The sequence below is a fragment of the Streptomyces kurssanovii genome (assembly GCF_040677245.1).
GTDB lineage: Bacteria > Actinomycetota > Actinomycetes > Streptomycetales > Streptomycetaceae > Streptomyces > Streptomyces kurssanovii.
This window is the reverse complement of the sequence record NZ_JBFAQK010000048.1, coordinates 41777-53238: the sequence shown is the minus strand read 5'-3', so window position 1 is coordinate 53238 and position 11462 is coordinate 41777. Positions and strand designations below refer to the sequence as shown.

The following is an 11462-nucleotide window of genomic DNA, read 5'->3' as shown; positions in this document are numbered from 1 at the left end:
GCGTACCGCGCTTCGCGCGGTGCCCTCAATCGCCGGGCGGGCTGGATTTCGCTGCGCGAAATCAGCCCCGCCGGCGATTGAGGCGCGGGGGTCCGGGGGCGGAGCCCCCGCAGCGGGGCCGGGCGGAGCCCGGTTCGGGAAGGGGCGGGGTGGGGGAAGGTCAGTCGTCCGCGGCGGCGGGCGTGACCGACGCCGTCTTCGTGTCGACCGTCAGCTCGACCTCGTCTGCGTCGTCCTCGCCGAGTTCGACCTCCCACCGGCCCGCCCCGTCGTCCTCGAAGTCGACCGACGTCACCACCGCGCCCGGGTGGGACCTGAGCGCCGCCTCCATCGCCTCGCGGGCGTCCACCGACGCGGCGCGCACGTCGTCCCGGTCGTCGTGCTCCGCCTCGGCCTTGTCCTCACGGACCGCGCCGGTCCGCACGTCGACGTGCAGTTCGTGCTCGCGGTCGTCCTTGCCGAGGACGTCGACCTCCCAGTGGCGGTCCCCGTCGTCGTCGAGGTCGACGGAGCTCACCGTGCCCTGCGTGTGTTCGAGGGCCGCGGCCACGGCCTGCGCCGCGGTGACGGACCCGGCGGGGGCCGCGGACCTGCCCTCGGACGCGTCGTCGTCGCGGTCGTCGTGGTCGTCGCGGTCCGCGACCGTGACGCGCGCCGAGCCCGCCGCGCCGGCCGACGCGTTGTCGTCGTCCGACACCGCCGCGGCCGTGTACGTACCGCCGCCGATCAGCACCGCCGCCGCCACGGTCGCGATGACAAGCTTGCGCTTCATGTGGTTCTCCCGAGTCGTTGTGCCGAGTCGTGCTGCTGCGTCAGCAACGGGATCCACTCTTGCCGCGCCATGCTGAACGCAGCCTGAAGCCGCCTGAAGAGATCTTCAGCTTCCGTTTGGGACCCTGGGCGCATGAGGTTGCTGATCGTGGAGGACGAGAGGCGGCTCGCGCTCTCCCTCGCCGCGGGCCTGACCGCCGAGGGCTATGCCGTGGACGTCGTCCACGACGGACTCGAGGGACTGCACCGCGCCGGCGAGGGTGTCCATGACCTGGTCGTGCTGGACATCATGCTGCCGGGCATGAACGGCTACCGCGTCTGCGCCGCTCTGCGCGCCGCCGGCCACGACGTGCCGATCCTGATGCTGACGGCCAAGGACGGGGAGTACGACGAGGCGGAGGGCCTCGACACCGGCGCGGACGACTACCTGACCAAGCCCTTCTCGTACGTCGTCCTCGTCGCCCGGATCAAGGCGCTGCTGCGGCGGCGCGGCAGGGCGGGCGGCTCGCCCGTGCTGACGGCGGGCGACCTGCGCGTGGACACCGCCACCCGCCGTGTCCACGCGGGCGGTGAGGAAGTCGTCCTGACCGCCAAGGAGTTCGCGGTGCTGGAGCACCTCGCCACGCGCACCGGCGAAGTCGTCGGCAAGCCCGGGATCCTCGAGCACGTCTGGGACTTCGCCTACGAGGGTGATCCGAACATCGTCGAGGTCTACATCAGCGCCCTGCGCCGCAAGCTCGGCGCGGACCGCATCCTGACCGTGCGCGGCGCCGGATACCGGTTGGTGGCGGTGGAGTCGTCATGAGGTCGGTCCGGGCCAGGGCGGCGCTCGGCGCCACCCTCGTGGTCGCCGTGGCGCTGATCGCCGCCGGGACCGCCGTGCTGCTCTCCCTGCGGGCGAACCTGATCGACCGCACCGATCTGCAGGCCGAGGTCTCCGCCCGGGACGTGGCGTCCCAGATCGCGCTCGGTGTGCCCTACGGAAAGCTGGAACTGCCCGACGAGGACGACGAACGCCCCGTCCAGGTCGTCGGCGACGACGGCAGGGTGCTCGCCGTCAGCGAGCATCTCGAGGCCGTCTCCGGGACCGGCAGCGCGGACGTCCGGCCCCGGGCGCAGCCGCGTGACGGCGACGGCGACGATGACGACGACCCCGTCAGGGGAGAGGTCTCCTCCGACGATCCTGGGTTCGCATCCGGCACCGCCACCGTGGACGGGGAGAGCGCCGACTACCGTTTCGCCGCCGTGGAGGTCCGCCTCGACGACGACCGGACGGCGACCGTCTACGCGGGTGCGCCGCTGACCACCGAGCAGGACGCGGTCACCACCGTGCGCGACGCGATGCTCATCGGCCTGCCGTTGCTGCTCGCCGTGGTCGGTTCGGTGACCTGGCTGGTGACCCGCCGTGCGCTGGGGCCCGTCGAGGGCATCAGGCGCGAGATGGCCGCCATCACCCGCTCCGAGGATCTTTCGCGGCGCGTGCCGGAGCCGGGCTCGGGGGACGAGGTCGCGAGGCTCGCCCGTACGACGAACGAGACGCTGGCCGCCCTGGAGGCGTCCGTGGAGCGGCAGCGCCGTTTCGTCGCGGACGCCTCGCACGAGCTGCGCAGCCCCATCGCCTCGCTGCGCACGCAGCTCGAAGTGGGCGCGGCGCACCCGGAGTTGCTGAATGTGCCCGGCGCGGTGGAGGACACCGTGCGGCTCCAGCAGCTGGCGGCGGACCTGCTGCTGCTGGCGCGGCTGGACGCGGGGGAGCGGCCAGGATCGTCGCTTCTGGATCCGGCGCAGTTGCTGACGGAGGAGGTGGCACGCAGGGCCGGCGACCGCGTACCGGTCGAGCAGGCCGTGACACAGGGGCTGCAGGTGGCCGGTTCCCGCGCCCAGCTGGGGCGGGTGATCGGCAATCTGCTCGACAACGCCCAGCGTCACGCCGTCGCCTCGGTCACCGCTTCCGTCCGCCGGGAGGGTGGCCGGATCGTGCTGGCCGTCGCCGACGACGGCGCGGGCGTCCCGGAGGAGCAGCGTGAGCGGATCTTCGAACGGTTCGTACGGCTCGACGACGCGCGCACCAGGGACGAGGGCGGTGCCGGCCTCGGCCTGGCCATCGCCCGCGATGTGGCACACCGCCACGGCGGGACCCTCACGGTCGGCCGTTCGCCGGCCGGCGGGGCGGTGTTCGAACTTGCCCTGCCGGACGCGGCCCGCGGTTAGCGGCGCCGTCACCGGCCCGTGGCCGGCCCGGCGCGAGGACGCGCGGGGCTCTGCCGCCGGACGTTGCCGCTAGAGCTTGCCGCGCCGTCCGCGCAGGTGCTCGGCGACCGGGGTCAGGGACTCCCGCAGTTCGGCGAGTGCCTCCGGCGACAGCAGGTCGATGAAGTGTTTGCGGACGGACGCGACGTGGTGCGGCGCCACCTTCTGCATGGTCGCGACGCCCTCGTCGGTGAGCACGGCGTACAGTCCGCGCCGGTCCGACTCGCAGTTCTCCCGCCGGACCAGGCCGGCGCTCTCCATACGGGTGACCTGGTGCGACAAGCGGCTTTTGGACTGCAGCGTCGCCGCCGCCAGGTCGCTCATCCGCATCCGCCGGTCCGGCGACTCCGAGAGGTTCACCAGGATCTCGTAGTCGTTGTTGGTCAGGCCGAACGGCTGGAGGTCCTTCTCGAGCTGGTGCATCAGCAGCTTGTTGACTTCCAGATGCGTGCGCCAGGTGCACTGCTCGTCATCGGTCAGCCAGCGAGTGGCCGTCTCGGTCTCCATATATGGATTCTACCTAAGAAGTTGAAAAGCGGACGAAGTCGGGGGGTGTGACGCCTGGCACCCCGCGCACCTGCGGGTGCACAGGGGCGCAGACGTTCGACGTCACACTCCGCAGACTACCGCTCACAGCCCGAAGCGACGCTGGAGGTCCCCCAGCTGGCCGGGAAGGCGCGGTGCGGAACCGTGCTGGCCCGGGCCCCCGGCCGGCGCGTGACCGCCCGGAACGCCGGGCTCCGCACCGACGACCCCGGTCGCCTGCTCGGGCATCAGAGCCTCGCTCGACTGCAACAGCACCGTGCCCGCCCCGACGAACTCGAACTGGTGCTCCTCGCCCGACGCGCCGCCGATGCCCGTCAGTGCCCGGACGCCGCCCATGACGCCGGTCATGTAGCCGTGGTCGTAGTGGTGGCAGGGCGACGGGCAGTCCGCCCACCCCACCAGTGCCTGCGGATCCACCCGGACCGGCGGTTCCATGAACACCACGGGCCCGTTCGACGCCGCCACGAACTTCCCGGTGCCGATCAGGGTCAGGAAGCCCGGCACGATCGACTGCTTCAGCGCCAGCGTGGGCTGGTACGCCAGCAGATTGCCCGCGCGGATCGTGAGGTTGCCGTCGTCGAGGTCGAAGGAGTTCACGTCGAAGGCGCGGTCGGCGAGCAGCATCTTGCCGCTGCCCTCCGCCACCACCCAGTCGCTCGCGTGCAGCGGGGAGTGGAACGAGGTCCGCAGCAGCCGGTCGAGGCGGCCGTGGCCGATTCCGTTGAAGTCGATGCGCCCGTAGTAGGCGATCATCTTGCCCTTCTGGAGGAACCACTGGGAGCCCTTGAGCTCCACGCAGAAGGTGTACGCGTTGACGTTGTCGTCGCTCGGCAGCGTCGTCGGGTCGAAAACCAGGGGCGTGCTCACAGCTTCTCCTCCGACGCCTGGACGTACACCGCACCACTGCCGCTGAGCTCCAGCTGGAACGCCTCACCGGAACCGCGCCCCACCATGTCGCGCCAGCCGAGCGCCGTGGAGAGCTTGTTCCGTACGTCGCCGTGGTGGGCGACGTACGCCTGCGGGTCCACATGGACCGGCCGGCCGGGGGTGATCGGCAGCTCGATCACACCGCCGTGCGCCATCACCGCGACCGCGCCGTGGCCCTTGAGGGTCGTGGTGAACAGGCCCTGGCCCGTCACCTGGCCGCGGACCATGCCCATGACCCCGCCCTGCGAGCCCATGAACATCGTGCCCTGGTGGAGCGTGCCGTCGAAGGCGAGCAGCCGGTCGGCCTCCACATAGAGGGTGTCGCCGGTCAGCTGGACGACCTGGATGTGGTGCCCGCCGTGGCCGAACATCACCGTGCCGTTGCCCTCGACGGTCATCAGCGGTGTCGCCTCGTTCGCCACGCGGCGGCCGATCATGGACGCGAGCCCGCCCTGGCCGCCGGTGATGTTCGGCGTGAAGCTGACATCGCCGCGGTAGGCGAGCATCGCGCCGCGCTGGCTGAACATCTTCTGGCCGGGCGTCACGGTCGCCTCGACCATCTTGGAGTTGATCTCACGGAACGGCATCAGACGTCCCCTCCGACGGTGTTGCGCTCGCTCGGCTGCACGTAGACCAGCCCGTCACCCTCGAAGCGGATCTGGAACGCCTCGCCGCCGCCCTCGCCGAGGAAGGTCCGGAACGTCACCCCGGACTGGAAGTCCTGGCGCAGATTTCCCTGGTGGGCGATGTAGGCCCCCGGATCGACCGAGAGCGGGTACTGGGGCGTCACGCGCAGCACCACGGCGGTGCCGTCCGACATGATGGCCGCCTGGCCGGTGCCCTCGACGGTGGTCGTGAAGAGGCCGTTGCCGCTCGCGCCCCCGCGCAGCCCGGTGAAGGTCGTGCCGGTGCGCAGTCCGCCGTCGGTGCACAGCAGATTGCTCGACTCGACGTAGAGCTTGTCGCCGTGCAGTTGCACGAGGTTGATCTCGCTCGCCCGGTCGGCGAAGTAACAGGTGCCCTGCCCCTTGACCTCCATCATGGTCATCTGCTCGCCGGTGAGCCGGCGGGTGACCATCCCCCGGATGCCCTCACCGCCGCCGGACATCTTCTTGAAGGCCATCTGGCCGTCGTACGCGACCATCGACCCGTTCTTCGCTCTGACGGCGTCACCGGTCATCTCGACCGCGAGCACCTTGCTCCCCTGGAGCCGAAACGTTGCCACGGGCCGACGTTATCCGGTGAAACCTGCCCCGAACAGCGTCCTCGGGGAGGATCCGGACCCTGACAAAGACTTCGCAAAGTGGCCTGCCACAATGGTCCGCGAGCTTGTGCATGTGTTCACAAGATCCATGCCCCCCGCCCATCCCCTCGCCACCGAAGGTGACCCGTGGACATCAAGACCGCCTCCTCCCTCCACCGCCTCCGTCTCGTCTCCGCGCCGGAGGCCGTCTCGTTCCTCCTGCTGCTCGTCTGCTCGGTCCTCAAGCGCACGACGGAGTTCAACGCGGTCCCGGTCATGGGTGCGATCCACGGTCTGCTCTTCGTGCTCTACGTACTCTTCTGGCTGGACGCGTGGAACCGCACCAAGTGGGACCTGAAGACCGCGGCGCTCTACTTCGTCCTCTCCGTGCTGCCCTTCGGCGGCTTCTTCGCCGAGCGCAAGCTCAAGCGCGAGGCCGACGCCGCCGTCATCGCCTCCCGCGCCCGCCGCGAGAAGGTGGTCGACGCGTGATCGTCGCCTTCTCCGTCACGCCCCTGGGGGTGGGCGAGGACGTCGGCGAGTACGTCGCCGACGCGGTCCGGGTCGTGCGGGAGTCGGGGCTGCCGAACCGCACGGACGCGATGTTCACCTCCGTGGAGGGGGACTGGGACGAGGTCATGGACGTGGTGAAGCGCGCGGTCGCCGCCGTCGAGGCCCGCGCCCCGCGCGTCTCGCTCGTCCTCAAGGCCGACATCCGGCCGGGCGTCACCGACGGCCTCACCTCCAAGGTCGAGACGGTGGAACGCCACCTGGCGGACTGACGCCGCCGCGCACTCCGAAGCCCCCGGTCGCACAGAGGCCGGGGGCTTTGCCGTACCCCGGGGCCGGCGACCGTCCGCCCCCGGCTAACCTGAGTTTTGAGCAGTCGCTCAAAATGGGAGCAGGGGGCCGGGATGAGGCTGTACATCGAGACGCGTGTCCGCGCCGGCATGGAGACGCTCTGGGACCGCACGCAGGAGCCGTCCCGGCATCAGCGGTGGGATCTGCGCTTCACCGAGATCACCTACCTGCCGCGCGCCGACGGTGAACCGCAGCACTTCCGCTACGCGACCCGTGTCCTGCCCTTTCTGACCGTCGCCGGCACCGGCGTGAGCGCCGGCGAAAGGAGCCGGGACGGCGACCGGGTCTCCGCACTGCGCTTCGCCTCGCCGCACCCGCTCTCACTGCTCAAGGAGGGCAGCGGCTGCTGGCGCTACGTCCCGACCGCCGACGGCATCCGCTTCCTGACCGGATACGACTACCGGCCGCGGTGGGGACGCTTCGGCAGGGCGGCCGACCGGCTGCTCTTCCGGCCGCTGATGGGCTGGGCGACCGCATGGTCCTTCGACCGGCTGCGGCTCTGGTGCGAGAAGGGCATCCGCCCCGAGCGGCTGCTGGCGCACGCCCTGGCGGAGTCGGCCGTACGGCTGCTCGCCGTCGTCCTCGCCGTCGCGTACACGCCCCCGGCCGTCGCGGTCGTGACGGCCGCCGCCGCGCTGTTCCTGCCGCCTTCGCCCGTCACCCCCGCAGCCCGGCGCTGTCTGCGCACCCCGCCGGCGCGCACCTCGGAACCCGCCCTCCTCGGCACGCTGGAGCACTCATGACGTCGATCTTCCGCACCGCCATGGGAGAGGCCTTCGAACGGCTCCACCCCCAGCTCCGGCGGCGTTTCTCCGTCGGGCTCGACAGCGGCGAGGCGTGCACGGGGCACGGGGTCATGGACCGCATCTGGCACGGTCCCGCCTTCGTCAAACCGTTCCTCGCGCTCGGCGGCAGCCGCAACATCCTCGTCCCCGGCACCGGCCGCGACGTCCCCTTCACCATCGAGAACATCCCCTACGCGGACTCCCACGGGCGCGAGACCGTCACCTTCGTCCGCACCTTCGCCCTTCCCGGCGGGCCGCGCCGGTTCGACGCCACCATGGTCCTCGCCCCCGAGGGCGACCGCGTGCTCGACTACCTCGGAACGCATCAGCACCTGGCCAGCGATCTCCACCTGTCCGCGGAGCCGGACGGTTCGCTGCTCATCCGCTCCGGCGAGCACCGCTTCCGCGAAGGGCCCGTCGACGTCCGGGTGCCCGGCCTGATCGGAGGCGACGCCGAGGTCCGCGAGTCGTACGACGACGCCACGGGCCGCTTCCGTATCCGGGTGCGGGTGACCAACCGCCGCTTCGGGCCGCTCTTCGGCTACGAGGGCTCATTCACAGCCCACTACAGCGACGTACGCTCCCACGGGGTGCGCGCGGGGCTGCGCCCGGTACGCGAGGAGATACGGGCGTGAGCCAGGAGACCAGGCAGAAGCTGCTGGAAGGGGCTCTGCGGACCCTGACGGAACAGGGCTTCGCCAAGACCTCCGCACGCGCGGTCGCCGCCGCGGCGGGCGTGAACCAGGCGCTCGTCTTCTACCACTTCGGCTCCGTCGACGAACTGCTCGCCGCCGCCTGCCGCCACGGCGCGGAGCAGCGCGTCGCCCGCTACCGCGAGCGTCTCGCCGCGGTCACCACCCTGGCGGAGCTGCTGGATTTCGGCCGCCGGATGCACGAGGAGGAGCGGGCCGGCGGGCATGTCGCCGTCCTCTCCCAGCTGTTGGCGGGCGCCCAGACCCAGCCCCGGCTCGCGCCCGCCACCGCCGCCGGCCTGGATCTGTGGATCGCCGAGATCGAGGAGGTGCTCGCCAGGGTCCTCGCCGGGACCCCGATCGCCGAGTTCACCGATCCCGCGGGACTCGCCCGTGCCGTCGCCGCCGCGTTCGTCGGTCTGGAGCTCTACGAGGGCGTCGACCCCGGCGGCGCGGAGCGCGCCCTGGAGGCGCTTGGGCAGCTCGCGGCCCTGGTCGCCGCCCTCGACGACCTCGGACCCGTGGCGCGGCGCGCGGTCCGGCACCGCCTCGGGCGCTCCGCGCCCAGGGGAGGATTCCCGACCGCACCGCCGGGCGGCCGGAGCGGGAGGAGCGCTGGGCCGAAAGACTGAATCGACCGAAGAGCGAGACAGGGCTGACCAGCATGTGACCAGTCGGTAAGGTCGGTGCCGTGCCGAAGCCGCTCAGCCTTCCCTTCGACCCCATCGCCCGCGCCGACGAACTCTGGCAGCAGCGCTGGGGACCCGTGCCCTCGATGGCAGCGATCACCTCGATCATGCGCGCGCACCAGATCCTGCTCGCCGAGGTCGACGCCGTCGTCAAGCCGTACGGCCTGACCTTCGCCCGCTACGAGGCGCTGGTGCTGCTCACCTTCTCCCGGGCGGGCGAGCTGCCGATGTCCAAGATCGGCGAGCGGTTGATGGTGCACCCGACGTCGGTGACGAACACCGTGGACCGGCTGGTCAGGTCCGGCCTGGTCGACAAGCGGCCCAACCCCAACGACGGCCGCGGCACGCTCGCGTCCATCACCGACAAGGGCCGTGAGGTGGTGGAGGCCGCCACCCGCGACCTGATGGCGATGGACTTCGGCCTGGGCACGTACGACGCGGAGGAGTGTGCGGAGATCTTCGCGCTGCTGCGCCCGCTGCGGGTCGCGGCCGGCGACTTCGACGAGAAGTAGGTCACGCGCCCCGCGGGACGATCGCCGCGGCCGCCCGGTTACGCTCGATGCCATGAAGGCGAATGTGCTTTTCCGTTACCGGGTGATGGCGTACGTCACCGCCGTATGGCTGCTGGTCTTCACCGTGGCGATCGTCGCCAAGTACGGCTTCGACACCGGCGACACCATGCTGATCTCGCAGGTCCACGGCGTGCTCTTCATCGTCTACGTCGTCTTCGCCTTCGACCTGGGCTCCAAGGCGAAGTGGCCGTTCGGCAAGCTGCTGTGGGTGCTGGCCGCGGGCTGCATCCCCTTCGCCTCGTTCTTCGTCGAGCCGAAGATCACGCGTGAGGCGCGCGCCCTGATCGCGGGCGACGCCACCCCGGCGACGGCCGACGCGTAGCACCCGCAAAGCGCCGCGAGCGGGCTCGCGGCGCTTTGCCATCGACATTTACTAGGACGTCCTAGTAAATTCGAGGTATGGACGCTGACGCGATCGAGGAAGGCCGCCGACGCTGGCAGGCCCGTTACGACAAGGCCCGCAAGCGGGACGCCGACTTCACCACGCTCTCCGGGGACCCGGTCGAGCCCGTGTACGGCCCCCGTCCCGGGGACCACTACGAGGGCTTCGAACGCATCGGCTGGCCCGGTGAGTACCCCTTCACCCGCGGACTGCATCCCACCGGCTACCGGGGCCGCACCTGGACCATCCGCCAGTTCGCCGGGTTCGGCAACGCCGAGCAGACCAACGAGCGCTACAAGATGATCCTGGCCGCCGGCGGCGGCGGGCTCTCCGTCGCCTTCGACATGCCGACCCTCATGGGCCGCGACTCCGACGACCCGCGCTCGCTCGGCGAGGTCGGCCACTGCGGTGTCGCCATCGACTCCGCCGCCGACATGGAGGTCCTCTTCAAGGACATCCCGCTCGGCGACGTGACGACGTCGATGACCATCTCCGGTCCCGCGGTCCCCGTCTTCTGCATGTACCTGGTCGCCGCCGAGCGCCAGGGCGTCGACCCGGCCGTGCTCAACGGCACGCTGCAGACCGACATCTTCAAGGAGTACATCGCGCAGAAGGAGTGGCTCTTCCAGCCCGAGCCGCATCTGCGACTGATCGGCGACCTGATGGAGCACTGTGCGCAGGGCATTCCCGCGTACAAGCCGCTGTCGGTCTCCGGCTACCACATCCGCGAGGCCGGAGCGACGGCCGCGCAGGAGCTCGCCTACACGCTCGCCGACGGCTTCGGCTACGTCGAGCTCGGGCTCTCCCGCGGTCTCGACGTCGACACCTTCGCGCCCGGCCTGTCCTTCTTCTTCGACGCGCACCTCGACTTCTTCGAGGAGATCGCCAAGTTCCGCGCCGCCCGCCGGATCTGGGCGCGCTGGATGAAGGAGGTCTACGGGGCGAAGACCGACAAGGCCCAGTGGCTGCGCTTCCACACCCAGACGGCCGGTGTCTCGCTCACCGCCCAGCAGCCGTACAACAACGTGGTGCGCACCGCGGTCGAGGCGCTGTCCGCGGTCCTCGGCGGTACCAACTCCCTGCACACCAACGCCCTCGACGAGACCCTCGCCCTCCCGAGCGAGCAGGCCGCCGAGATCGCGCTGCGCACGCAGCAGGTGCTCATGGAGGAGACCGGCGTCGCCAACGTCGCCGACCCGCTGGGCGGTTCCTGGTACGTCGAGCAGCTCACCGACCGCATCGAGGCCGACGCGGAGAAGATCTTCGAGCAGATCAGGGAACGCGGCCGCCGGGCCCACCCCGACGGGCAGCACCCGATCGGCCCGATCACCTCGGGCATCCTGCGCGGCATCGAGGACGGCTGGTTCACCGGCGAGATCGCCGAGTCCGCCTTCCGCTACCAGCAGTCCCTGGAGAAGGGCGACAAGAAGGTCGTCGGCGTCAACACCGCGACCGGCTCCGTCACCGGCGACCTGGAGATCCTGCGGGTCAGCCACGAGGTCGAACGCGAGCAGGTGCGGGTGCTGGCCGACCGCAAGGCCGGCCGCGACGAGGCGCTCGTGCGGTCCTCGCTGGAGGCGATGCTGACCGCCGCCCGCGACGGTTCCAACATGATCGCGCCGATGCTCGACGCCGTACGGGCGGAGGCCACGCTGGGCGAGATCTGCGACGCCCTGCGCGACGAGTGGGGCATCTACACGGAGCCGCCCGGCTTCTGAGCCCGTCGCGGGCCCCTCGCCGCCCG

Annotated in this window: 15 protein-coding genes; 10 read left to right on the top strand and 5 right to left on the bottom strand. The window is 71.0% G+C overall.

What is annotated here, in order from left to right; all coding sequences use genetic code 11:
- Positions 1–160: 160 nt before the first annotated feature.
- Complete coding sequence (locus tag AB0K36_RS26355; RefSeq protein WP_364599000.1) at positions 161–772, bottom strand: PepSY domain-containing protein; 612 nt, start codon at positions 770–772, stop codon at positions 161–163.
- A 132-nt stretch (positions 773–904) separates the two neighbouring features.
- Between AB0K36_RS26355 and AB0K36_RS26350 the strand changes: the two genes are divergently transcribed.
- Both AB0K36_RS26350 and AB0K36_RS26345 read left to right on the top strand, forming a co-directional pair.
- A complete protein-coding gene (locus AB0K36_RS26350; RefSeq protein ID WP_364598997.1) occupies positions 905–1576 on the top strand; it encodes a response regulator transcription factor in 672 nt (223 codons plus the stop codon).
- Positions 1573–2982 carry a sensor histidine kinase gene (locus AB0K36_RS26345; RefSeq protein ID WP_364598994.1) on the top strand — a complete coding sequence of 470 codons (1410 nt, stop codon included), beginning with the start codon at positions 1573–1575 and terminating at the stop codon, positions 2980–2982. The genes AB0K36_RS26350 and AB0K36_RS26345 overlap by 4 nt, the downstream gene beginning before the upstream one ends.
- Before the next feature lie 69 nt (positions 2983–3051).
- Here AB0K36_RS26345 and AB0K36_RS26340 read toward each other — a convergent pair whose 3' ends face one another.
- The 4 genes from AB0K36_RS26340 to AB0K36_RS26325 form a co-directional block, all read right to left on the bottom strand.
- The gene (locus AB0K36_RS26340; RefSeq protein ID WP_159687071.1) at positions 3052–3528 is read right to left on the bottom strand and encodes a MarR family winged helix-turn-helix transcriptional regulator; all 477 of its coding nucleotides are present in this window, start codon (positions 3526–3528) and stop codon (positions 3052–3054) included.
- 123 nt (positions 3529–3651) lie between these two features.
- Positions 3652–4434: an AIM24 family protein gene (locus AB0K36_RS26335; protein WP_364598990.1), complete on the bottom strand. Its 783-nt coding sequence runs from the start codon at positions 4432–4434 to the stop codon at positions 3652–3654.
- Complete coding sequence (locus tag AB0K36_RS26330; RefSeq protein WP_364598987.1) at positions 4431–5081, bottom strand: AIM24 family protein; 651 nt, start codon at positions 5079–5081, stop codon at positions 4431–4433. Before AB0K36_RS26330 ends, AB0K36_RS26335 begins: the two co-directional genes overlap by 4 nt.
- Positions 5081–5719: an AIM24 family protein gene (locus AB0K36_RS26325; RefSeq protein ID WP_005311786.1), complete on the bottom strand. Its 639-nt coding sequence runs from the start codon at positions 5717–5719 to the stop codon at positions 5081–5083. The genes AB0K36_RS26330 and AB0K36_RS26325 overlap by 1 nt, the downstream gene beginning before the upstream one ends.
- Before the next feature lie 165 nt (positions 5720–5884).
- On the opposite strand from AB0K36_RS26325, the gene AB0K36_RS26320 reads away from it, so the two are divergent.
- From AB0K36_RS26320 to icmA, 8 genes are all read left to right on the top strand, one after another.
- Positions 5885–6229, top strand: a complete 345-nt coding sequence (locus AB0K36_RS26320) for a DUF3817 domain-containing protein (RefSeq protein ID WP_189471136.1) — start codon at positions 5885–5887, stop codon at positions 6227–6229.
- Positions 6226–6519: an MTH1187 family thiamine-binding protein gene (locus tag AB0K36_RS26315; RefSeq protein WP_364598982.1), complete on the top strand. Its 294-nt coding sequence runs from the start codon at positions 6226–6228 to the stop codon at positions 6517–6519. The genes AB0K36_RS26320 and AB0K36_RS26315 overlap by 4 nt, the downstream gene beginning before the upstream one ends.
- 132 nt (positions 6520–6651) lie before the next feature.
- Positions 6652–7341, top strand: a complete 690-nt coding sequence (locus AB0K36_RS26310) for a hypothetical protein (RefSeq protein WP_364598979.1) — start codon at positions 6652–6654, stop codon at positions 7339–7341.
- The gene (locus AB0K36_RS26305; RefSeq protein WP_364598976.1) at positions 7338–8018 is read left to right on the top strand and encodes a DUF4166 domain-containing protein; all 681 of its coding nucleotides are present in this window, start codon (positions 7338–7340) and stop codon (positions 8016–8018) included. The genes AB0K36_RS26310 and AB0K36_RS26305 overlap by 4 nt, the downstream gene beginning before the upstream one ends.
- Positions 8015–8707: a TetR/AcrR family transcriptional regulator gene (locus AB0K36_RS26300; protein WP_364598973.1), complete on the top strand. Its 693-nt coding sequence runs from the start codon at positions 8015–8017 to the stop codon at positions 8705–8707. Before AB0K36_RS26305 ends, AB0K36_RS26300 begins: the two co-directional genes overlap by 4 nt.
- Positions 8708–8766: 59 nt before the next feature.
- Entirely contained in the window at positions 8767–9276 is a 510-nt protein-coding gene (locus AB0K36_RS26295; protein ID WP_189471146.1) for a MarR family winged helix-turn-helix transcriptional regulator, read from the top strand.
- A 52-nt stretch (positions 9277–9328) separates the two neighbouring features.
- The gene (locus AB0K36_RS26290; RefSeq protein WP_364598970.1) at positions 9329–9658 is read left to right on the top strand and encodes a DUF3817 domain-containing protein; all 330 of its coding nucleotides are present in this window, start codon (positions 9329–9331) and stop codon (positions 9656–9658) included.
- A 77-nt stretch (positions 9659–9735) separates the two neighbouring features.
- Positions 9736–11436, top strand: coding sequence for a coenzyme B12-dependent isobutyryl-CoA mutase large subunit (icmA, locus tag AB0K36_RS26285; RefSeq protein ID WP_364598967.1), 1701 nt, complete (start codon positions 9736–9738; stop codon positions 11434–11436).
- Positions 11437–11462: the final 26 nt, after the last annotated feature.

Coding starts and splice junctions, on each gene's coding strand:
- AB0K36_RS26355 (WP_364599000.1), bottom strand. CDS start 772: ATGAAGCGCAAGCTTGTCATCGCGACCGTGGCGGCGGCGGTGCTGATC.
- AB0K36_RS26350 (WP_364598997.1), top strand. CDS start 905: ATGAGGTTGCTGATCGTGGAGGACGAGAGGCGGCTCGCGCTCTCCCTC.
- AB0K36_RS26345 (WP_364598994.1), top strand. CDS start 1,573: ATGAGGTCGGTCCGGGCCAGGGCGGCGCTCGGCGCCACCCTCGTGGTC.
- AB0K36_RS26340 (WP_159687071.1), bottom strand. CDS start 3,528: ATGGAGACCGAGACGGCCACTCGCTGGCTGACCGATGACGAGCAGTGC.
- AB0K36_RS26330 (WP_364598987.1), bottom strand. CDS start 5,081: ATGCCGTTCCGTGAGATCAACTCCAAGATGGTCGAGGCGACCGTGACG.
- AB0K36_RS26310 (WP_364598979.1), top strand. CDS start 6,652: ATGAGGCTGTACATCGAGACGCGTGTCCGCGCCGGCATGGAGACGCTC.
- AB0K36_RS26305 (WP_364598976.1), top strand. CDS start 7,338: ATGACGTCGATCTTCCGCACCGCCATGGGAGAGGCCTTCGAACGGCTC.
- AB0K36_RS26290 (WP_364598970.1), top strand. CDS start 9,329: ATGAAGGCGAATGTGCTTTTCCGTTACCGGGTGATGGCGTACGTCACC.
- icmA (WP_364598967.1), top strand. CDS start 9,736: ATGGACGCTGACGCGATCGAGGAAGGCCGCCGACGCTGGCAGGCCCGT.